The following is a 23343-nucleotide window of genomic DNA, read 5'->3' on the forward strand; positions in this document are numbered from 1 at the left end:
CATAAATTCCTTTAAAATCACACTTCAGAATCAGGTCTTAAACTTTCAATTTATTCCTTGACATCTTTATAGCTGGCTTTTTATTATTGTAACACAGTGCTAGATAAATCAGTTGTGTGGTCCTTTATTTTTGTATAGAAAAAACACGAACAGAATACCTGTCCGTGTTAGGTTCTATGCATCATTCATGATGTCTTCAAGTAATTGTGGGTTAAATGTTTGTTCTTTGAACATTCTTATTTCGTGTTTATAAGGTGCTTTTTTGTTTTTCTTGTCTTCCCCGACAAAAGGCGTTTCGAGTATCTTAGGAATAGACACTAACTTAGGATGATGGACAATGTAATTCAAGGACTCAAAACCTATTTCACCAAAACCAACATTGGCATGGCGGTCTTTTCCAGCACCCTGAACGTTTTTAGAGTCATTCACGTGAATAACCTTCAATTTATCCAAGCCTATCAGTCGATCAAATTCATCCAATACCTTGTCAAAGTCATCACGTATTTGATAACCGGCATCGTGAGCATGACACGTATCTAAAGTCACAGAAACCTTATCTTGAAGCTTAATCTTGTCAATGATTTGAGCCAATTCTTCAAACGAACGACCAATTTCTGTCCCCTTACCTGCCATTGTTTCCAGCGCTATCTGTAATGTCTGTTCTTCGTGAAAGATGTTATTCAAACCTTGAGCAATTTGTTCAATGGCTAAGTCAGGTCCAGCTCCCACGTGAGCACCAGGATGCATCGTCATTTGTGTCGCACCCAAGGCTTCAGCTCGCCTGATTTCTTCTTTCATAAACTCGACGGCAAAAGCATAATTCTCTTTTTTTATCGTGTTGCCTAAATTAATAATATAAGGCGCATGAACTACCATATCAGATACAGCTAAATTGTTTTCTGTCATTAAGGCTTGACCAGCATCAATGTTCATCTCTTCAATCGGTTTACGCCTCGTATTTTGAGGAGCGCCTGTGTAAATCATGAAAGTGTTGGACCCATAACTAATGGCTTCCTCTGCAGCTCCTAAAAGCATCTGCTTTCCTTTCATTGACACATGTGATCCTATTAAAACCATGTTATTCCTCCGTCTGTTTATCTGCTTTTATTTCTAACTTTAACTCATCCAATTGTTCTGTAGAAACAACAGATGGAGCGTTTGTTAAGGGGTCAACGGCTTTACCGTTCTTAGGAAAGGCTATGACTTCTTTAATGTTATTTTCGTTAGCCAAAATCATGACTAGGCGGTCAAGACCAAGGGCGATACCGCCATGTGGTGGGAAGCCGTATTCTAATGCGTCAAGCAAGAAACCGAATTGACTATAAGCATCTTCTTTACTAAAGCCTAATGCAGTCAACATCTGCTCTTGTAACTCTCTTGTGTGAATACGCATGGATCCCCCACCAATTTCATACCCGTTTAACACAACGTCATATGCATTGGCCATTGCTTTTTCAGGTTCAGTTGCAAGTAAGGCAATGTCTTCTTCTACTGGCATAGTGAATGGATGGTGAGCAGCATTATAGCGACCTTCTTCTTCGTCGTATTCAAGTAGTGGCCACTCAACAATCCAAACAAATGCTAATTCGGATTCGTCAATCAGTTCCAATTCATTCCCTAAATGAGTTCTTAAGGCACCAAGAGCATCGTAAACGACTGATGCTTTGTCAGCGACGAATAACAATAAGTCTCCCGCCTCAGCATCCATAGCAGTCAGTAATGCTTCCGATTGGTCAGTAAAGAATTTTGAAATCGGACCAGTTAATCCTTCTTCCGTTACTTTCATCCAAGCTAAACCTTTTGCGCCATATATTTTTGCAATAGCTTCTAGGGCATCAATATTTTTGCGTGAGAATGTATCTGCTGCGCCTTTAACGGTCAACCCTTTTACTTTTCCACCATTTTCAACAGCTGACGAGAATACTTTAAATGCTGACTCTTTCGCCACATCATTTAAATCAATTAACTCCATGCCAAAACGTAAGTCAGGCTTATCGCTACCAAAGCGCTCCATAGCATCCGTATAGGTCATTCTTTGGAAAGGCTTCGGTACGTCGATGCCTTTTACATCCTTCACTAATTTCACTAGCATATCTTCCATAAGTGACTGGATATCTTCTTTACTGGTAAAACTTGTTTCAATGTCCACCTGTGTAAATTCGGGCTGTCTGTCACCTCTTAAGTCCTCATCACGGAAACAACGGACAATTTGATAATATTTATCGTAACCAGAGCTCATCAACAATTGCTTAAACAATTGAGGCGACTGAGGCAAAGCAAAAAACTTCCCTTGATTTGTACGTGCGGGTACTAAATAGTCACGCGCACCTTCAGGGGTCGATTTAGTTAAATAAGGTGTCTCAATATCTAAAAAGCCATTATCGTCTAAAAAGTTTCTTATCGAGCGTTTCACTTCATGACGTAATCTCATGTTTTCTTGCAATTTTGGTCTACGTAAGTACAAGTAGCGGTATTTCAAGCGTAAATCTTCTGATACTTCAGTAGAGTCATTAATGTCAAATACAGGCGTTTTTGCCTCACTTAAAATTGTCACGCCTTGTGCGACGACTTCCACTTCACCTGTCGCCATAAGTTTATTTATTTGGCCTTCTTCACGCAAGACTACCTTACCTTCTACGGCAATGACAAATTCAGATCGAATACGTTCAGCAGTTGCTAGGGCTTCTTTACTTTCTTCCCCATCAAACATGACTTGAACAATACCTTCTCTGTCTCTTAAGTCGACGAAAATCATGCCACCTAAGTCTCTACGTTTTTGAACCCAGCCCATTAATGTTACCGTTTGACCGACTTGTTCCTTATTCACTTCACCTGCATACACTGTTCGTTTCATATTATTCGCCCTCTTTTTCTAATGATTTTAAAAGTGTCGGATACACCTCTGAAAAGCGCGTATACAACTCTTCTAAGTCAACCTCATTCTCCAAGCCACTCGTTAAGTCTTTTACTCTAACTTTTCGTTCCTTTAATTCTGTTTCGCCTATGGTGAAAACCAATCGAGCGTTTAATTTATCAGCCGTTTTAAATTGCTTAGCGGGTTTTCTACTCATAAATTCACGCTCAACGGATAGACCGTTTTGTCTCAATTCGTGAGTCAGTTTAGCCGCTTCTTCGTTAACAGCTTCTCCTATTGTGACGACATACGCGTCTAGTAACGAACTAACTGGGTAGTCAAACCCCATATGTTCTAACATCAAGATCAAGCGCTCTAAACCAAAACCAAATCCGAAAGCAGGTGTCGAAGGACCGCCTACTTCTTCAACAAGTGAATCGTATCTGCCTCCTGCACAAATAGTCGCATTGGCACCAAATTTTGGATTCGTTGTAATAATTTCAAAAATAGTGTCGTTATAGTAATCCAGACCACGCACCATGTTGGTATCTATTTCAAACGGAATAGTCATTGCTGTTAACATGCGTTTGACCGATTCAAAGTGTTCTTTGGAGTCCTCGTCTAAATAATCCAAAATCGAAGGAGCACCTTTAACAATCTCTTTATCTTTTTTATCTTTACTGTCTAACACTCTTAGGGGGTTTTTGTATAAACGGTCTTTAGAATCCTTACTCAATTCCTCAAAATGAGGTTCAAGGAACTCAATCAGTTCTTTTCTATAAAGCTGTCTGGATTCATTGCTTCCTAGAGAATTAATAACTAATTTCAAGTCTGTTAATTGGAAATGTTTAAATAGATCGAGTGCCAATAACATGGTCTCCACATCAACAGACGCATTTTTACTGCCAAACACTTCAACCCCTAATTGGTGGAACTGTCTTTGACGACCACTTTGAGGTCTTTCATAACGAAACATCGGTCCAATGTAATACAATTTCATCGGACGGTGATACTCGGGAGCAAATAATTTGTTTTCAACGTATGAACGAACCACTCCAGCTGTTCCTTCTGGCCTCAGAGCAACTCGTCGGTCACCTTTATCATAAAAGTCATACATCTCTTTGGAAACAATGTCACTCGTTTCTCCTACACCTCTAGCAAACAAGTCGAACTGTTCAAATAAAGGGGTACGGATTTCTTTAAATTGATATTGTTTCAATATGTCTCTTGCACTTGATTCAATATATTGCCATTTTTCACTTTCCCCTGGTAATATATCTGCTGTTCCTTTTAATTTTTGATAAGTCATTGCTTTTCCTCCCGGATGTTTAGTCTTTAGTTATTTTTTTCCAATAAAAAAAGCCCTTTTCCATTCCTAGCGAATAGAAAAAGGACGTGTGTCGGTACACGTGGTGCCACCTTTATTCAGACAGTCCTATTTGGAACGGTCTCTTATTAGATATAACGCTCACACGTGGCAGTTTATGCCAATAACACAAGGTGTCATTCAACAGTTAAGTCTATAACCTCTTTCAGCCTTGGAGGTTTTCTCTTTCTAGTTCAATCTGTCTACTCGTTCTTATGGTTCAATTACTCAGTAAATAATATACTTCTTACCTTACTAGAATGATTTAGAAATGTCAATCCTTTAGAAGATTGACAAACTTTCTTTACATACGCTTAATTATCCATTGCAATTGCTATTATCTGTTTAAGTATACGATTATTATATTGCTAGATGGCTCACTCTATTGGTATACTATTAGGTAAAGAGACAGGAGGACTACAAATGGGAAAAGTGGCATTACATAATAAACGTGGTCGTCAATTATTTATCGTTTTCATCTTAGCGATGCTAACCCTTTTATTGACATCAATCGTTGCTCTCGCAAATGAAAATAAAGTAACCGTACTGGCCAGTACATTGAATGTCCGTTATGGCCCTGGTCTGTCACATGAAATCCTGACTCAAGTTCAAGAAGACGCCCAATTGAATGTACTAGGTGAGGAAAATGAATGGTACAAAGTGAGGCTTCATAATGATCAAGTCGGTTGGGTAGCCAGTTGGCTCATTGAAAATGATGAAGTATCAACAGATACTCAGGTTCGGGTACGAGTGACCAGTCCTGAAGCCAATGTCAGACAGTTTGCGTCAACAGACTCCGAGGTTATTGGAACGGTGTTTGCTGGAGAAGAGTATCAGTTGCTGTATCGAGAGAATGATTGGACGCAAATTCTCTATCAGAACCGTGTAGCATGGATACATTCCAATTTATTAGAAGTCACTACAACACCTACAACTCAGGCAGTTGTTACGCCCAATAGTGATACAGTTGACAGTATTCGCGTGGGGATTAATCCAACGAATATTAGACGTGCCCCTTCTACTGATTCTGATATTGTGACAACTATAAGTGAAGTGACTGAATTTGCTGTAGTAGATGAGTTAGATGATTGGTATCAAATAGAGCTTCCTGACGGCCAATTTGGCTTCGTAGCTAGTTGGGTGACTGAATCCGTATCAAATGAAGTAGAGGCTAATTTACCACCTGTTGACACCGGTAACCAGCAACACTACGCTGTGAATTTGGCTGAGGCAACTATAGTCATTGATGCTGGCCATGGTGGGCATGACCCTGGAGCGGTCTCTTCAACTGGTGTGGTCGAAAAAGAAGTGGCTTTAAATACGGCAATGATCTTAGCAAACAAGTTACGAAACGCAGGTTCCAATGTCATTATGACACGCAATGATGACACCTACATTTCGTTAAATGACCGAGTGTATCATGCCCATCAAGCTCAGGCTGATGCATTTATTAGTATTCACTATGATTCAGTCGAAGTGGCTAATACAATGAGCGGAACAACGACGTATTATTATTCTGAATCAGAAAAAGATTTGGCCGAAGCGGTTAACCATTACCTTACTCAATTCGGACCTCTTAATAATAACGGGGTAAGATTCGGTGACTACGCGGTATTAAGAATTAACGGTCAACCCTCTATCCTATTAGAGTTAGGCTACATGAATAATGATCATGATTTGACGATGATTAATACAACACATTATCAACAAACAATTGCCGATGCTATCTACCAAGCGTTATCAGCTTATTTTTCTCCTTAAACATAATTGCTATAAATAAAACCGGCCATCTCAGTGAGGTGGCCGGTTCTTTACATTATTTATTTTTTGAATCAACAAGGATGGTGACCGGACCGTCGTTTGTTAAAGCGACGTCCATATGAGCACCAAACACGCCTGTTTCAACCTTCAACTCATTAGCTCTTAGCTTTTCATTGAACTGCTCGTAAAGCTCTTGTGCAACATCGGGTTTAGCAGCAGCAATAAAGCTTGGGCGATTCCCTTTTTTCGTGTCAGCATGCAAGGTAAACTGTGATATGGATAGAATATCTCCACCGACATCTTTAAGTGAACGATTCATTTTTTCTTGATCGTCTTCAAAGATTCGCATATTGACCACTTTACGAACGATATAATCAACATCTTCTTCTGTATCTGCTTCTTCAACGCCAACTAATAGGAGAAAGCCTTTTTTTATCTCCCCCACTGTTTCGTTTTCTACAATCACTTTAGCTTTTGTGACACGTTGAATAACTACTCTCACTCTATTCCTCCTAGTAAACTGCTTAGTTAAGACGTGATGCGCTTGACGGAATAGACATCTGGGATAGTTTTCACTTTATCAACAATTAATTCAAGCTCTTTTAGATTTTGAATGCTGATGGTCATACGAATAACCGCCGTTCCACTTTTATCCACTCGCCCGTTAACGTTAGACAATTTACTTGTTTGAGAATTAATCACTTGCAAGATTTCATTTAAGAACCCTGCACGATCATACCCTTCGATTTGCAATTCAGCATTGTATTCTTTTTTAGCAGAGCCTGTGTCTTCCCACTCAACTTCGATGAGTCTTTCTCCATCATCTGTATCTTTTATATTAGGACAGTCCGTGCGGTGAATCGACACCCCACGACCGCGAGTGACGTAACCAATGATTTCGTCACCAGGAACTGGATTACAGCATTTACTCAAACGAACGAGTAAATTATCAGCACCTTGAATGACAACGCCACCTTCATGACGGATTCTCATCTTTTCAGGTTCACGTTTGTTTTTCAATTCAATCGTTCCAGTGGTTTCATCCAATTGAATTTGATCTTTTTCACGGTCTCGACGTTCTTTTTCAGTTAGTCGATTCGCAACGGTGATACTCTTGACTTCCCCGTAACCAATAGCAGCATACAAATCTTCATCATTATAAAAATTGAATCGTTCGGCCACTTTAATCAAATTATCTTTTTTCAAAATATCTTTAGGATTGAATTCCATTTCGAGTAAGATTTTTTCGAGTATGTCTTTTCCTCGCTCGACATTCTTTTCCTTTTCCTGTGTTTTAAAGAATCGCTTGATTTTATTTTTAGCTTTAGATGTGTAGACATAATTTAACCAGTCGCGACTTGGTCCAAACGAACTTGACGAAGTCAGCATTTCTACGATGTCACCGGTTTTTAACTTATAGTTAAGCGGGACTATTTTACCGTTTACCTTTGCCCCCATCGATTTATTTCCGACTTCCGTATGCACATGATAAGCAAAGTCTAAGGTACTTGAACCTGAAGGTAATTCAACAACGTCTCCATTAGGCGTAAACACATACACTTTGTCTTTGAAAATGTCTTGTTTGATAGAATCCATAAAGTCTCTGGCGTTATTTGATTCATCCTGCAATTCAAGGATATCTCTAAACCATGAAATGTGCTCGCTTAATTCATCATTATCTATCTTTTTAGTGATGCCTTCTTTATAGGCCCAGTGTGCAGCGACCCCGTATTCAGCAATTTCATGCATTTTGCCTGTACGAATCTGAACTTCTAAAGGTGTCGCATTGGGGCCAAGAACCGTTGTGTGAAGAGATTGATACATGTTGGATTTAGGCATAGCGATATAGTCTTTAAATCGGCCAGGCATAGGTTTCCAACGTGTATGAATAGCTCCGAGTACAGCATAACAATCTTTAATCGATTCAACAATGACTCGAATGGCTAACAGGTCATAAATTTCATTAAATTGTTTCTTCTGACCTTTCATTTTCTTATGAATGGAATAAATATGCTTAGGACGCCCAGTTATTTGAGCCTCAACACCCAACTCTTTAACTGATGCCTCAATGGCTGTTTTCGCATCATCTATATATCTTTCACGGTCTTCGCGACGAGAGTTCATCAAATGAACAATACGATAATACTGTTGAGGGTTTAAATAACGAAGCGACGTGTCTTCAAGTTCCCATTTTATTCGATTAATACCGAGTCGGTCAGCCAACGGAGCGTAAATATCGAGAGTTTCTCGGGCAATGTCGCGCTGTTTTTCAGGACGATGGTGTTTAAGAGTCCTCATATTATGCACGCGGTCTGCAAGCTTGACTAATATAACTCGAACATCTTGAGCCATGGCAATCAACATTTTACGGTGATTTTCTGCTTGGTGTTCTTGTTTGGATTTAAATTTTATTTTCCCTAATTTTGTTACCCCTTCTACAAGATCGGCTACTTCTGGTGTAAATAATTCAGCTACTTGACTATAGGTGTAATCCGTATCCTCAATCACATCATGTAAGAAACCTGTTGCGACAGTGACGGGATCCATTTTTAACTCAGCCAAAATACCCGCGACTTGAACGGGGTGCATAATGTATTCTTCGCCTGACTTTCTCATCTGGCCACTGTGAGCCTCGTTAGCAAAATCATACGCTTTTTTTACAAAAGTGACATGCTCACTGTTCATGTAAGCCAGACAGAGGGCTATGACTTCTTGGGGTGTATAGTCTTTATTTTGTGGCAAGCAATTCACCTTCATTCTATAAAATCTGTAAATCATTCATCAATGGTTTATCTTAAATGATAAGAAAACCAGCACTGAATCAGTGCTGGCTACTCCTCTTTATTATTATATAGTGTTTAAGGCCGTACTTCAAGGTTTCGCTTAACTGTGATAGGCTTAAATTAGTAGGATTCTGTTGCTTCTTTTCCATCTAAAATGGCGGCACCGTTAGATGTGCCGATACGGGTTGCGCCAGCATCAATCATTGCCTTAGCATCGTCAAATGAACGAACACCACCTGAAGCTTTTACTCCCATATTTGGTCCAACAGTTTTACGCATCAATTTAACGTCCTCAATCGTTGCGCCACCTGTTGAGAAACCAGTAGACGTTTTCACAAAGTCTGCGCCAGCTCGTTTAGCTGCTTCGCATGCTCTTGCTTTTTCAGCGTCAGTCAACAAACTTGTTTCGATAATGACTTTAACAATTGCTTTACCATTCACAGCATCAACGACTGCTTTAATGTCTTGGTAAACGGAAGAATAATCTTCGCTTTTAAGTAAGCCGATGTTAATAACCATATCAACTTCGTCTGCTCCATCTTTCACAGCTTGCTCAGCTTCAAAGACTTTAACTTTAGACGAGTTAGCGCCTAAAGGGAAACCAATAACTGTACACACGTCAACATCTGTGCCTTTAAGTAAATCAGCAGCGTATTTTACCCAACTTGGGTTGATACAAACAGCTTTGAAGTTATATTCTTTAGCTTCTAAGCAAAGCTCTTGAATATCCGAATCTTTAGCTTCCGCTTTTAATAATGTGTGATCAATGTACTTTTCTAACTGTTCCATCTTTATCCCTCTTCTTCTTTTGATAGTTTTTTAGCAATGATAACAACCCAGTCATTCATTTGATTGACTTGGATGATTTCAAAATGATTGCTCTTAAGTTCCGATATGACCGCATCCCTCTTCTCAGAGATAATACCTGACGTGATGAATAAGCCACCGTCTTTGACATTCGCGTAAGCATCAGCAATAAATGGCAGAATAATTTCAGCTAGTATATTGGCGACCACTATATCCGCTTGTTCCTCTATCCCTTTAAGCAAATTATTTGCCCTTACATCAATCGCTTCTTCTAAGCCATTGAGTTTGATATTGTCTCTAGCTGACCTGACAGCGACTTCATCTAAGTCATAGGCTTGAACGGTTTCCGCCCCTAAAAGGACACTCGCAATAGACAAAACGCCCGATCCTGTTCCAACATCAAACACAGTGTGCCCTTTTCTAATGGTCATTTCTAATGCTTGTAAACACAATTGTGTCGTTGGATGAGTCCCCGTTCCAAAGGCTAGTCCTGGATCTAAATACAGTAATCGTTCATCATCGAAACGTTTTTCATAGGTTTCCCACTGAGGTACTATAGTTAAGAAACGGGTTACCCCTACAGGGTAGTAATATTTCTTCCATGCGTTAGCCCAATCATCTTCTTTGACATCAAGCACATCCAAATGAAAATGAGACAAGCTTATGCCATATTCTGGAAGGTTATTGATGCGAGAGATGAGGTTTTCTTCAACTTCTTTTAAGTCGACGTGATCATTAAAGTAACCTTTAATAATCACGCCTTCTAAGGGAAACTTATTCTCGTCAAGTTCCCAAAGGGTATCGATACCGTATTCAGGTAAGGTTAGAAAATCATTTCTATCGACTATTGATACACCTGAGGTTCCTAAATCATCAAATATGGCAGCAACGGCATCTGATGCTTCGCTATTTATTGAGACACTAAACTCTTTCCACTCCGTCATCGCCATCATCCTTTGTCAGTTTTTCAAAAAACGAATCCTCATCTTCTAATACCATGTGGATTCGTTCATCATCATATCGACCGGTATCTTTTGTCGTTTTGATTAGTGTTTCCAAATTATTATGATTCCATTTCAATTCAAATTCTCCTGCGAAATCATCCAGTAAAAACTCCTTCAAAGCCACTTCACCTTGCTTCGTCGTTATATTTAACTGTCTTAAAATCGCATCAATATAGCCCTTTTCAATACCAACATGGCTGTCGAAAGAAAAAGCAGCAAGGTAGTTTTGCGGTTTCACGTGGGCATATGCTGGATCATAAAAACACAAGACATCTTCAAACAAAACAGAACCGGGATCGTTATTTTGTCCGAGTTCATCTTGTACTTGGATCTCATCTTCTGTCTCAGCTCGGAATGTGAAATATATTTCTACCATGTTTTTCTTACTGTCTTTAACCACTTTCCATTTGAAGTTTGCTAACATTTTTTTTAATTCTGAATCTAAATAATCTGCTAGACTCTCTGACATTTGACATCCTCCTCATTTCTATGAAGTGGCTTTCCAGCCATTATGCTGATCTATCTGTCCTCTTTTTCTCGACACATAGGGGTTGCCCTTCACAGTATATCTTAACAAAGCTTCCGTCCATTGTCCTTTATTAGGTATTCCAATGCGACTGGAGGACTCAATTATGGCAGGGGATTTTTTATTGTCAGTATCAATGTAAAGAGGCGGAGTGTCAATTTGTCCTCCATGAACAGCCATAGTGATTCCCATCGCTTTAGTCAGTTTCCCTGGTCCATTAGTCGCTTCCACACCTGTTCTCTGGCGCCGCTCTTCGAGTAAGTCCACCCCTTCAAATGGTTCAATGGCACGAATTAACACCGCTTGGGGATCCCCTTTTTCTTTCGTGACGACATTCAGCATATAGTGAGTATGCATTTGATAAATATAAATATGGCCTGGTTCTTCAAACATCATTTGCATCCTAGGGGTATTTTTTCCATTGAAACTGTGACTGGCTTGGTCCTCTACTCCTACATAAGCCTCTGTTTCAACAATCCATCCAGATGTTCTCTGGCCTTCTTTTTCCATAACTAAGAGACAGCCCAGCATACGCTTGGCTACCTCTTCTGTAGATAATGTGTTATTTTTTAAAAAGTTCTTAGAAATAACCTGTTCACTCCAATAGCTTATTCATTTTCTGAGTTATCGTCTAAAGGAACGTAATCAATTTGAATTTCCAGTACCCGTCTGTTTCTAACCACAGTAACCGTTACTTTCATATTATGGAAGTAAAACATGTCATTCTCTTCAGGGAAATGTCCCATTTCTTCAATAACAAAACCACTTACTGTATTAGACACATATCTTTCTTCAACTTCTATTCCAAATAGTTCGAACATTTTTTCTAAATTAGCTGTCCCTTTTACTTTATACTGAGTACCTTCTTTAATTTCTTCTATTTCTTCTTCTATTTCGTCATATTCGTCCCAAATTTCTCCAACTAATTCTTCTAGTACATCTTCCATAGTGGCAATCCCTATCGTACCGCCATGCTCGTCTGTAACGACAGCCATATGGATTTTTTTCAGTTGCATCGTACGGAGTAGTTTAGAGAGATTCATGACTGGTGGGACAAAAATAACTTCTTTTACAACTGTTAGAAATGACAACTGCTTGCCTGTTTCATTTTTAGCACGTAAGTAGCGGTTAAAATCTTTCTCATGGAGAACCCCTACCACATGGTCAATCGTATCATCATAGACTATTAACCTTGAGTAATTATGGGTAATAAATAGTTCCTCAATCTCATCATCTGTGGCGTCGACTTCACAACCAATAACATCCACTCGTGGCATTAAGATAGAAGCCACTTCTAAGTCATCAAAATCAAGTGCAGAGCGGACTAAACGGTGCTCGTGGTCTTCAATACTTCCGCCACTTTCAGCCTCATCAACAATGGTTAATAATTCATCCTCACTGATCACTTCGTCACTCTCAAGATTGAAAAATCGATTGATCAGTTTACTCCACTTTCCAAGGAGCCATAAAAACGGAGTGAATAACGTAATCAGTACTTGAATAAAAGGTGCTGACTTTTTGGCCATTGATTCACTGTTTGCTTTTCCTAAAGATTTCGGCGTAATTTCACCGAATATCAAAATGAGAATGGTCATTATAATCGTAGCAAGCGATGCGCCATATTTAGGAAACCAGCTTACAAACAGTAAGGTAGCTATAGAAGACATCCCAATGTTTGCAATGTTATTTCCGATCAATATGGTTGATAAGACGTCATCGTATCGATTTGCTAAGTTTAGTGCCCTCTCGGACTGTTTATCTCCATTTTCAGCTTCGTTCTTTAAACGAATGCGGTTAGCTGAAGTGAAAGCCGTCTCAGATGAAGAGAAGTAAGCTGAAGCAGCTATGAGTAAAATGATTGCGATTATACTAAATATATTGTCATTATCCATTTTGGATAGTATCCCTACTTTCATATTTTATCTTTTTTATTATAGCATAATTCTTCTATCGTGTTTAGGAGAACTGTGACTTTTATGGAGGGAGCCTACCTTTCCAATTATTTTAATCAGAAAAAGACCGGATGAATCATTTTAAATTCATGATTTATCCGGTCGATTGTTACTGTATATTACAACCTATGTTGCTAATCCTCATCCAACTTCATAACTGACATGAAGGCTTCTTGTGCTACCTTAATCCGAAACTCTTTTATTTCGATTGATATAACCTTATACAATCCTTATCTGACAGGGATTTATGAGCAGTAACATTTAATATGATTTGATACTATTTGATACTATATCATATTAGAATTACTGCAATGTAGGAAGAATGTTGGCAAATGATAAAAATCTTACTCAGAAATCATAGCATTTAATTACTAGTAAGCGTATACTCGATTCTGTAAGGAGGTGCCCAGTGGACAAATGGATTAAAACATATGAATCAACTCAAAACAAGAAGTACATATCGATACATATTAATCATAAGAAAGTCATCTTTCAGCATGGATCTCGATTAGAGATGAGAGTTTATCAAGACGCATTCGAAGCGATGGCATTTGCTACGATGCTAGGTTATACATATGAAAATATCATTAAAAAAAGAGCAGATGATTAGTCTGCTCTTTTTTACTTTCAATTTCGCCCACTATAAATTTATATAATGTGCCTAACACTTCAAGATTTGATCCAGTTGCAAATATATTAGATTCCTGAACAAAAAAAGGCCGACTAATAGCCGCCTTTTTAAAATTATTTCTTGTTTGAATTAATTATACTATAACTATTTTAAAGTATCAACTACTTTATCAATATTTAATGCAATCAACCCTTTATTGTTTTTTCCAATATCAAAACTAACTACTTCTCCTACTGAAGGGTTGTCATAATTTACTTGAGAAAGATTGAAGTAATGATCACTATATTTATTTCTAATAAAACCAAAACGATTAGTAACTTTAGTTATAATACCTTTATTTTTATCATCTATCTCAGACGCTTCCTTAAGAAAGTTAACGCCTAATTTCGAGGCGGATTTCACTACATCTTCTGGTAAATCATATTTATTTTCTAGAATCATATTTCTAAGTTTTTTTATATATCCTGAATTGTTATTTGATAAATCACTATAATATTTATTGTACAAACTAATAAACATTTCTTTTGAAGGTTCATGCCAAATTATATTTACTAGACTATTTAAAACGTTGGCTAATGTAGAATAAGTTCTTGGATCAATATACTCTAGTTCTTCAAAAACTGAAATTGCTTTTTTTAAGTATTCAAACTTGAGATTAACATCACGTTCGTAATAATTATTAGACATTCTTCTATAAAGTTCACCCAATCTACTTGCATATTGGTTTTTAAACTTATTTGTATCATTTGAAGATAAATCAATAGACTTAAATAGCATTTCAGATTCTTCGAATTCTCCTAGATACATGTGAATTCTTGCTTTTTCCGATACTATAACTGCATTATTCGGAATTATGGTATTTGCAAGATCTATATATTCCAAGGATTTTATATAGTCTTCCACTTTCAAAGTATAGAATCCGCTAAATAAAAAGTAGACTGATGCTTTTTCATTATCACTTGTAGTGTTTTCAATAGCAGTTCTATATGATTCGATTGCATCCATTATATTATTATTCTCTGCGTTAATAAAAGCTTTGATTTTATACACTTCAAAATATTCAGGTGCAACATTTTCAGCTTTCTGAATCAACTTATCTGCTTCTTCCCATTGTTTTTCTTGACTTAGTTTTAAGGCTTGTGTTAAATAAATTGAAGCAATTTTAGTATTTTCATTTTGTAAGTTGCTTAATAAAGATTTAGGATTAAATGGATCAGCCTCATTTTTTGTCTTTATCATCTGTAAGAGTCTGTTTAAATCTCTTCTTTTTGTAGCAATTTCTTTAATAAAATCTGGATGAGGTGTTCTATAAATTTTTAAGTACTCCTTAGCCATATCATTAATTTCATAATTACCATCACTTTTCTTCACGACCATACTAGTAGCAGTAAGAGTATTTAAATTTAAAATTAATTCTTGTTCATCAATATCATTAATATAAAATTCAATCTCTCCATAACTTAGAGTTTTCCCTTCAATGATTAATAGCCAAAGCATTTCAATCTGGTTTTGAGTCAAATTTTCGATTATATTTGACATTGAAAATTCTACAAGTTTATCTTTATTAGACAAAATTAAACTCTCATTTGCTCCATAGTAAATACTAGTTATATACCATTTAATTGATAAAGGACTTGAATATAAGTCTTGCTTAATCAATTCATCATTATTTTTTTTGTGTAAATCAAGATTATAGTATTTGGAAAGCGAGACAAAATATTGCTTGGCATCTTTTAAATTCATTTCTTTTAATACATATCTATATTCTAGTTCGCCTATTCCACTTCTTGATGTTATTAAAACTTTAGATTTCATTGGTATAGATTTTAGAAAGTTAATAATTGTTTCAGTAGGAATAGTTTCTAAATTATCCAAAACTAACAAAGTAGGGAATTCATCCATAAAGTTAAGGATATCTCGTTGAGGATTCCCAGTCTCATTTATAGTAACTTTGTGAAGTTTGCTATATAGTTTAGAAATATTAACCACAGCATCTTTTATATTGACAAACTCCCCTTTGGATATAGTCCTAGTTTTTAAGCTTATCCAAAGTATTGCTTCGAATGGAACATTATTTTTTTCTAGAAGCTCTTGCAAACTTTTAACTGTAATTGCAGTCTTGCCTATACCGCCATTACCTACAATGGTAATAATTTGATGTCTTGGTGATTGTAATAATTCTAATATGTCATTTATCTCTCTATTTCTACCTATGTACCCGGTATCTTCATACTCTGGTACTGGTAGGTTGTGGTAAATGTTAGATTTATTTTCAATCTTCGGTACAAACTTTGTTTCAATTATTAACTTCTGTGGTTCTTTTTCAATTTTATGTCTTGTATCAAGTAAAGAATTCCATTCTATAAATGTTATCTCTTTATCAATAGTATAAAGAGCTTCTTCCATGATGCCTGTATCTGAAAACTCTATCGGTTTGGTATGCATAACTTTATTTCTTATTGGGATTATTTTATCGAATATCGTAGCTAATTTTCTTTTTTGAACTTTAGATAAATTGAATAACGGAGCTTTAGAGTTGATGATTGATATCAAATCTCCCATATCTAATTCAATCAAAATCTCAATGTTATTCGTTGAATTAAATAAAGATTTTTTTGGATTTCTGTTTTTTGCTTTTTCAAATAATTCACGAGATATCTCTTCGCTTTCACTATGAGTTTCTAAAAATTTCCTTAAATCAAACTCAATCGATGTACAAATTGCGAACAACAAAATCCTATTATTTAAATTTAATGTATTCATTCTGCTCAGTCCTTTACGGTATAATAATATTATTATAGCAATGAAAGGGAATGCATAGCAATTAATAATTAAAAAGACCCCCACCAATTAAGGTGAGGGCCAAACATACATCCTCGATTTATTCCCATTAATCGGGATGAGTTACAGTATATCATATTAGGTTATTTATATCGTCTATTCAGTTCTTGTCTGACTGGCTCATACTCTTTAAGCGACAAGCCTAGATGCTTTGCTCTTGCAGCGTTACCTTGAATGCCTAAGCGTTCGATTTCGTCCGCCATGTCTTTAACCGTTCTTCGAGGCGTTGGACGTAACAGCTCGTTCACTCTTGCTTGTACGGCATCAAACTGACTGCCCAGTGATCGTCTACGTTCATCGCCTGCACCATGTTTCCCATCTGTAACTTCTCTAGCTAGTTGGTCGATTGATTTCTGTGGTTTAGGTTTAGGTGCCGGTTTCGGCGCTTCCTTGACCGTCACTTCTGTGCTGTCTGGGATATAGACTGGATAACCTTTGTCTTTTAATTCTTTAGCTAGTCTTTCGGCGTTCGCTTTGTCGCTAAACGCTCCAACTTGTACTCGATATAAATTGCCTTCTTTTGACACGGTTGGTTCACTCCCTTTCACTGGTGTTGCTAGTCGTCTTCTAAACTCGTCCATTTGTGCTTTTGAATAACCTGGGCAAGCGGTTGTCTGTTTAGGGAACTCTTTGTGCCCTAAAACGTTGCTTGCTGGAATGGATAAATCAGCCATTATTTTACGTGTGAGCCATTCCCTTGCTCTTACTTGTTCGTCTGAATAATCACTACCACTGCCTGCCTCAACACAGATATTAACGATATACGAATTGTTATTACCTACGCCATTCGATACCGTCTCATAGTTATAGTTTTGATAAATCTTGCCGTCTGCATCTATATAAAAGTGATAGCCTCCACGAGTCCACCCTCGTCCACTTCTCCACCACGACTCGTGAGCCGTGATAAAACGCTTTAAGACTCTTGCTACACCTGAATAATGCCAAGCGATATGAGTAATGTCCGAACGCTTACGTGTGTCTTTTTGACCGCCCAATGCCGATTGGCGTCTGTCTATGATTTGCATATCTATTCCCCTCTCACTGATTTAACAGCGTCAAACAACCCACTTGCTCCCGCACCAGACAAAAACCCAGCCAAGCCATACAAGAACATATCCGCACCGCTTGCTAATGCAAATACGATACCTACGCCAACGCCTAAAGCAATACTGATAAATGGTAACCAACGCGTATTTACATCCGATGTTTTAACCAACTGCACCACGATAGCGATAATTGGCGCCATCACGACTGCTAAAGCAGCTGCTTCATTTAATAGTGTTTCCATTAATATTCATCCCTTTCCTTGTACGTCACTTTTCGAATCCCGTTTTTTGTTTCCAAAACAATCAAACGATCGTCATGATCATGTAGTCGTGCATCGTGCTCCTTTATTGTTTTTGTGTTTTCTTCCGCCACTCTGTTCAACTGCTTTCTGTCTGCTTGGCTTTCCGCTAGTAACCCATTCAGATTTTGAATCGACTGATTTAAAGGTTCGTTCTTTTCTGTGATGAGTTCCATTATGTTCCGCTGTCGTTCTTCTGCTTCACGCCCTCTTTTCTTTTCTCGTGGTGCACCAATAAATTTGTTATATATCCATATCAATGCACTTCCTACGACTGTGAGAGAGCCGATTAATGATGCTAATTCGCCAATGTTGGATGATATGTTTGTCATACTCACTCTCCTTTCTGTAAATTAAAAGAGCCACTCCATGAGCAGCTCTTGCTTTTGTATTCTTTTCATTTCATTTTCAGCTAACGCTACTTATGCTTCAACGCGACGTTAATACTTTCTAGCTCTTGCTGTTTTTTTACTGTATAGGCGAGGAATACGCACTAAACCATAACCGCCACCATTAACGAAAACATAAGGCATATCTGCTTTACCCCAACGATCGTAACCGAAATAACTGAATGAGTGAAATGACGGTATCCCTAGTACGCTCGCATAAACTTCCCACGTTTGACCGCCATCTTGAGAGCGAACAATTGCACTTCTTTTTGTATCTTCTTGCCATTCATTGTGACATGTTCCCCATAATTCACCATCTTCAAAAGACACCATCGAATACATTTGCATATTAAATTTAGTTGGGACTTTATATAACTTTTCAAGTGTTACGTCATCTGTTGTTTTATAAAGGTGGTTTAGACCTGGTGCTAAATCATCACAGCAGAAAACAGCGTGTTTGTGGCTAGTTAAACCTGTGAACCCTGTTTGTACGCCTTGTTCCCCGACTAGAGTCCATGTTTCTGCTTGATCGTCACTGTAATACATTTCTTTTATACTATCGCCTGTGGTGACATATAAACGATTAGTGTATTTGTCAACAAAAACAACATGAAAATGCTTGTTAGTCTTGTCTACAAAGTAATCAATACGCTCCCATGTTTCACCGTCGTCTGTTGTTTTCCATAAATATGTTACCGATATCCAGTTTCCCTGCGCATCTTTTACGTTTCCGTATTGTCCTGCATAAAAATTCCCACCATAATCTTCTGCAAAACTCCAATTGTATAGTTCCACGCCTTGATGTGTGAAAGTCAAAGAATCCGTCCATGTTACACCTTCATCTGTTGACCTATACAATTTACTATCTGCTGTGGAAGATACAACCATTGTTCCTTTTCTCGTTTTGAAAAAGGCTTGAATTTGCACCCCGAAATCTTTAATTAAATTCCAAGTAGTTCCGAAATCGTCACTATATACCAACCTACTGGCAACACCTCCAGCACGAGTACCATAAATTCGATTTCCATCAAAAAACAACCAGTTAGGTATATTAGCAGTAGGCGACCAGTTGATTGCTTCCATTAATACTCTTTCTTTCGTTGTGCTGTAATCTACCTCAACTCCATTAACAACAAGTGCTGCTGTTACATAATAAAGAGTGTTTATTGTCAACCCAGTTACATCAAATTGTTGATTACTACTTTCAATAGCAACAGTTCCTAAACTATTTTTATCAGTGGAAACGTAAATTCGCAATGTTTGGTTTGAAATTTCATTTATTATGGTTAGCGTACTATTACTAGAAACCGTTATATGAGGATAAATCATTATTACACCTCCAATGTTTCGCCAATTACTACACCGCGAATTGTTGAACTGTCTGATGTCGAAAGAACCAACTTAACTGACTTACCCTCGGTAATTTTAGCGTTTATATCAATCACTTGTGACCCATGCGCATAACCATGAGCAATTGAAGTAGTTCCGTCCAATAAATCCCATTGAATAACAGAGCTAGATACACTCGCACTAACAATTATTTTTTTAATTACATGATAACGTGCTATTTCTGCTACTCTTGTTGTCTCTACTGTGTTTGCACCTTGTAATTTTAGTGTCCAGTTGTCGTGTCTTTGTACCACGTTGAGGGAATCCTTTTGACTGTCATAAGCATGAGGACTTGCATCAATTACACGCAACACACCTTGTCCGTTACTGTCTTTTTCTGCACCTAGCGTAATCTTTGTGCCTACCTTCCCGTACTCATCTACTTGTAAGGTGTTTTGCACTTGATTGGTTACTTGCACTGGCATTGGGTGAGTTGTACTCACTGGATGTGTATCGTTAGCAAATAAACGTGTGTAACTTGCCCCACTAAGTGCATCTCCACGTTGTCTGAACTCGCCATTTTGAGCATGCATAATATTGTTATCTTTTGCTAACTCCGTCGTTATTACAATGTCCGCATTAATTGTAATTGGCTCAGTACCGTCATTCGTAAAGAAAATGCTCATCCTAGAGGAACGTTTAGAAGCTCTCATGGTTACAGCTCTTTGTTGTCGTTCGTAATTATCAGTCGTACCGTAATCAGTACCTAATTCATCGCTATGTTGTGCTAATAATCGGCACTTGTTAGGAACAGATTGACTAACACTGACTTGCACTGTATTATATACACTGTTTTCTTCTAACCCATATAAACCTACTCGGACACCCGCACCGACTGTTGCATTACGCACTTTATGCACAATAGTTTGCTTGTCGACTTTTACTGCCCCCGAATTGTTGACAGATACTCCTTTGGCTTTTCCTCCATCGTCTTTCCCTAACATTCTTAATCCAACATCACTCATTACCAAACACTCCCTTCAACAACGAACATAGCTTGTAGTTGTGGTGCTAATTTTTCGATGGTTACACTCTCATTAGCAGGAAGACTGTTTACTGAGGTTGTTCCAGCCATCGCTTGAATTACTTCTTCTTTTAAATTACTTAAACCTAAACGATCTGCATCGGTTGTATTCCGCAAATCCGAACTAACAATTTGCCCTTTCGTCGCCTTCTTGTCCAACTGTCGGTTAGTGTTGTTTTCAAAATCATCAATCCTAACTTTTAAAGTAGGGTGCGATTGGCCTTTTGAATCGACTCTAGCTTGTGCGGCTTCAACCGATGAGTCTCCATCGATAACAACCTGATTAAACTGTTCCTGAACGCTATCTGATTTGTTTTCTGCCGTTTGCGCGATTGATTTAGCTTCATCAGATGTTTTTATTGCATTTTCTGACTTATTCTCTGCTCGTTCTGATTGTTCAATACTTTTATTAAGTTTAACTCTACCTGTGTTGAGCGAGTCGGATCCTTGAATTAAATCTGCCATTAGCTATCCACCTCTTCTGCGCTTACTGGTTTTATACTTTTGATATCTATTTTTGAGTAGATGTTATTTCCTAAAACGATGACATGCTCATTAGTATTGTCGTTTAAATCCGAGGCAACAACTTGAGCATCATAGTCTTCAATCTCTACTCTGTCTTGGTCACCGCTATGAGTGATGATATTCAATGTAATCATTAATAATTACCTCCTAATTGACTTCTGATAAAGACCCTCAATATTAAGTCTGCTTCGATTCGTGCAAGCCCATCTGGCTTAATTTCGACCGTGTGATTTCCACGAGTAATCTTTCCATTGTTATCCTTTTGCATATACTGGACTATATCTAGACGATTGGCACTCAAAGCGCTATGAGGAACGATATTTCCGTCTACTTTTATTTCTATGTTTCTTGGCAGGGTTGTTAGCTCTGTTATTTTATGTTCAACATCATGCGTATGATCAGGCAACGTTATACTGTGGGTATGCGCCGGAATCGTAACATCGTGACTATGAGCAGGCACTGTAAAATCATGTGCGTGTGATGGTACATCAACACTGTGCGTATGGTTTGGTGTACTGAAGCCGTGTGTATGGTTTGGTGTTTCAAAACCGTGTGTATGACTAGATACGGATACACTGTGTGCGTGAGCCGTATGATCACCATAAATAGTATGATAGTGAGCACGGTCTGCTCCACCTTCGGCCATACTTGTAATTACATCATGTCCATAAGCAGTATTAGTAGATGAGGATGTTGAAATGCTTCCGCCACCTGCTGTTGACCTACTAGTTCCACCACCACTAGCTGTAGAAGTGCTTGTACCACCTCCGCTTGAGCTGGTTTGAGTACTTCCTCCACCAGCTGAAGTAGAACGTGAGACACTGCCTCCGCTTGTCGTTGAGCGTGTTGTTTCTCCGCCAGATGATGTGGATTCGACGATTGCCCCGCCACCTTTGGTAGACTGAGAATACGCTCTAAAAGACTTTGTTCTAAAGGTCAATTCGCAAGTATTGATGTTGACTACATCGCTATCCAAGTAAAAAGGAATAACGGCCGGGACATCAGAATCAGCGTTATCCTGGTAACTATAAGTCATAATGTTAGTAGCTCCGTTAGAATAAAGCTCATTAATTTGCTGTTTCCTCTCGACATCAGCAGCTGAATCTCCTAAATCTCGTTTAAGATTACCTAGTTCAAGCATGGCTTCACTCGGGTCAGCTTTAATGTCCGGTCTTTTTTCAGATAAGATAGTCAAATCAACAGTGGGATAGTCATCCAAGAGCAACCTAACGACTTTGCCCTCTTTCAATCTATCCATTTCTACACCAGTTTTAACTGATAAATCTGCAGCACTAATCTCCAAATTAATTATGGGCTCGGACCATAGTTCTAACATCCGTTCGGCTGTTGCTTTAAGAGAAAATGCATCTGTAAAGCGTTGGTCAGGCCAAGTCAATTCGTAGAGTCCGTGTTTTTGGATACTGGACAAATTCTCAACGTAAGGCACACCGTTATTCACATCTCTTATGTCTAATTGATTCACACCTTCACCTGCTCCTAATGGATATACTCGATTCCATAAAGACATCGGATTCTCTTCAATTTCCAATCCTTTCAGGTTATGACCTTCTGCAATTCGAGCAGTAGGTTCTGTTTCTGTTTTTACCAAATTCAATGTCCATGGATAAGTCTTTGTGTCCCAGGTCCATCGGTAATGCTCATCAAAAGGTCTCGGCACACTAAAAAGAGCACTAAGCAGATTCTCGTTTTCCCATGAATAATGGAAATAACGAGTAAATTCTACTGTGCCCAGTTTCCAATGCTTAGTATGTTGTTGTTCAAGTAACCATTCAATAACGGCTCTCGTCGTATAATTGCTCATCTGATGATATTTAAAGAGCGTGCTACCGATAAGACCGCCCAGAACGTGTTGACATTCATAAGTTACAGTATTTTGATTTTCATTCTTTCTTGTCCGTTTGGGTAAAACTCTGAATAATCCAATATATTCGTCTGTTTCGTCATCTTCTATTTCAACATATTGAAGTAGTTTCACTTTATCATTTTTAGGATCATTTAAAGGTAACGAAAATTGAGCTGACCATATTTCGTTTTCTCTTTTTTCGTACCCTACACCAAAAGCATTTTCTAATACTGCCGTCTTGTTCCGTTGCAAGTCCATTGTTATTATCAAGCAAGCACCCCC

Annotated in this window: 21 protein-coding genes; 2 read left to right on the forward strand and 19 right to left on the reverse strand. The window is 38.1% G+C overall.

Annotation, left to right across the window (positions count from 1 at the left end; translation table 11 throughout):
* Nucleotides 1–174: 174 nt before the first annotated feature.
* Genes C3945_RS01075 through hisS form a run of 3 tightly spaced genes read right to left on the reverse strand, consistent with a single transcriptional unit; the run spans nt 175 to nt 4163 of the window.
* Nucleotides 175–1077: a deoxyribonuclease IV gene (locus C3945_RS01075; protein ID WP_161877838.1), complete on the reverse strand. Its 903-nt coding sequence runs from the start codon at nt 1075–1077 to the stop codon at nt 175–177.
* A 1-nt stretch (nt 1078) separates the two neighbouring features.
* The gene (gene aspS / locus C3945_RS01080; RefSeq protein ID WP_161877839.1) at nt 1079–2854 is read right to left on the reverse strand and encodes an aspartate--tRNA ligase; all 1776 of its coding nucleotides are present in this window, start codon (nt 2852–2854) and stop codon (nt 1079–1081) included.
* A gap of 1 nt (nt 2855) precedes the next feature.
* A complete protein-coding gene (gene hisS, locus C3945_RS01085) occupies nt 2856–4163 on the reverse strand; it encodes a histidine--tRNA ligase (protein ID WP_161877840.1) in 1308 nt (435 codons plus the stop codon).
* Nucleotides 4164–4643: 480 nt separating this feature from the next.
* Here hisS and C3945_RS01090 point away from each other — a divergent pair, with 480 nt between their 5' ends.
* The gene (locus C3945_RS01090) at nt 4644–5981 is read left to right on the forward strand and encodes an N-acetylmuramoyl-L-alanine amidase (protein ID WP_161877841.1); all 1338 of its coding nucleotides are present in this window, start codon (nt 4644–4646) and stop codon (nt 5979–5981) included.
* Nucleotides 5982–6036: 55 nt separating this feature from the next.
* Here the strand turns inward: C3945_RS01090 and dtd are convergent, their stop codons facing one another.
* The 7 genes from dtd to C3945_RS01125 form a co-directional block, all read right to left on the reverse strand.
* Nucleotides 6037–6483, reverse strand: coding sequence for a D-aminoacyl-tRNA deacylase (dtd, locus tag C3945_RS01095; protein ID WP_161877842.1), 447 nt, complete (start codon nt 6481–6483; stop codon nt 6037–6039).
* 26 nt (nt 6484–6509) lie between these two features.
* A complete protein-coding gene (locus C3945_RS01100; protein ID WP_442862154.1) occupies nt 6510–8723 on the reverse strand; it encodes a RelA/SpoT family protein in 2214 nt (737 codons plus the stop codon).
* Nucleotides 8724–8884: 161 nt separating this feature from the next.
* Complete coding sequence (gene deoC / locus C3945_RS01105) at nt 8885–9553, reverse strand: deoxyribose-phosphate aldolase (RefSeq protein ID WP_161877844.1); 669 nt, start codon at nt 9551–9553, stop codon at nt 8885–8887.
* Nucleotides 9554–9555: 2 nt separating this feature from the next.
* Nucleotides 9556–10515, reverse strand: a complete 960-nt coding sequence (gene prmA, locus C3945_RS01110; RefSeq protein WP_161877845.1) for a 50S ribosomal protein L11 methyltransferase — start codon at nt 10513–10515, stop codon at nt 9556–9558.
* Entirely contained in the window at nt 10493–11044 is a 552-nt protein-coding gene (locus C3945_RS01115; protein ID WP_161877846.1) for a DUF3013 family protein, read from the reverse strand. Before C3945_RS01115 ends, prmA begins: the two co-directional genes overlap by 23 nt.
* Before the next feature lie 18 nt (nt 11045–11062).
* Complete coding sequence (locus C3945_RS01120) at nt 11063–11689, reverse strand: DNA-3-methyladenine glycosylase (RefSeq protein ID WP_272928072.1); 627 nt, start codon at nt 11687–11689, stop codon at nt 11063–11065.
* A 20-nt stretch (nt 11690–11709) separates the two neighbouring features.
* Nucleotides 11710–12993: an HlyC/CorC family transporter gene (locus C3945_RS01125; RefSeq protein WP_161877848.1), complete on the reverse strand. Its 1284-nt coding sequence runs from the start codon at nt 12991–12993 to the stop codon at nt 11710–11712.
* Nucleotides 12994–13462: 469 nt separating this feature from the next.
* Here C3945_RS01125 and C3945_RS01130 point away from each other — a divergent pair, with 469 nt between their 5' ends.
* Nucleotides 13463–13663, forward strand: a complete 201-nt coding sequence (locus C3945_RS01130; protein ID WP_161877849.1) for a hypothetical protein — start codon at nt 13463–13465, stop codon at nt 13661–13663.
* 165 nt (nt 13664–13828) lie between these two features.
* On the opposite strand, the gene C3945_RS01135 is transcribed toward C3945_RS01130, so the two are convergent.
* From C3945_RS01135 to C3945_RS01175, 9 genes are all read right to left on the reverse strand, one after another.
* Complete coding sequence (locus C3945_RS01135) at nt 13829–16447, reverse strand: NB-ARC domain-containing protein (RefSeq protein WP_161877850.1); 2619 nt, start codon at nt 16445–16447, stop codon at nt 13829–13831.
* Nucleotides 16448–16608: 161 nt separating this feature from the next.
* A complete protein-coding gene (locus C3945_RS12110; RefSeq protein ID WP_161877851.1) occupies nt 16609–17550 on the reverse strand; it encodes an SPOR domain-containing protein in 942 nt (313 codons plus the stop codon).
* 2 nt (nt 17551–17552) lie between these two features.
* Entirely contained in the window at nt 17553–17813 is a 261-nt protein-coding gene (locus C3945_RS01145) for a holin (protein ID WP_161877852.1), read from the reverse strand.
* Nucleotides 17813–18202 (reverse strand): hypothetical protein, encoded by a 390-nt coding sequence (locus C3945_RS01150; RefSeq protein ID WP_161877853.1) that lies wholly within the window; start codon nt 18200–18202, stop codon nt 17813–17815. Before C3945_RS01150 ends, C3945_RS01145 begins: the two co-directional genes overlap by 1 nt.
* Nucleotides 18203–18310: 108 nt before the next feature.
* Nucleotides 18311–19588 (reverse strand): WD40/YVTN/BNR-like repeat-containing protein, encoded by a 1278-nt coding sequence (locus C3945_RS01155; RefSeq protein WP_161877854.1) that lies wholly within the window; start codon nt 19586–19588, stop codon nt 18311–18313.
* Nucleotides 19589–19590: 2 nt separating this feature from the next.
* A complete protein-coding gene (locus C3945_RS01160) occupies nt 19591–20613 on the reverse strand; it encodes a hypothetical protein (protein WP_161877855.1) in 1023 nt (340 codons plus the stop codon).
* Nucleotides 20613–21137 (reverse strand): hypothetical protein, encoded by a 525-nt coding sequence (locus C3945_RS01165; RefSeq protein WP_161877856.1) that lies wholly within the window; start codon nt 21135–21137, stop codon nt 20613–20615. The genes C3945_RS01160 and C3945_RS01165 overlap by 1 nt, the downstream gene beginning before the upstream one ends.
* Nucleotides 21137–21331 (reverse strand): hypothetical protein, encoded by a 195-nt coding sequence (locus C3945_RS01170; protein WP_161877857.1) that lies wholly within the window; start codon nt 21329–21331, stop codon nt 21137–21139. The genes C3945_RS01165 and C3945_RS01170 overlap by 1 nt, the downstream gene beginning before the upstream one ends.
* A complete protein-coding gene (locus C3945_RS01175; protein ID WP_161877858.1) occupies nt 21331–23331 on the reverse strand; it encodes a phage tail spike protein in 2001 nt (666 codons plus the stop codon). Before C3945_RS01175 ends, C3945_RS01170 begins: the two co-directional genes overlap by 1 nt.
* Nucleotides 23332–23343: the final 12 nt, after the last annotated feature.

The organism is Alkalibacterium sp. MB6 (assembly GCF_009935905.1).
GTDB lineage: Bacteria > Bacillota > Bacilli > Lactobacillales > Carnobacteriaceae_A > Alkalibacterium.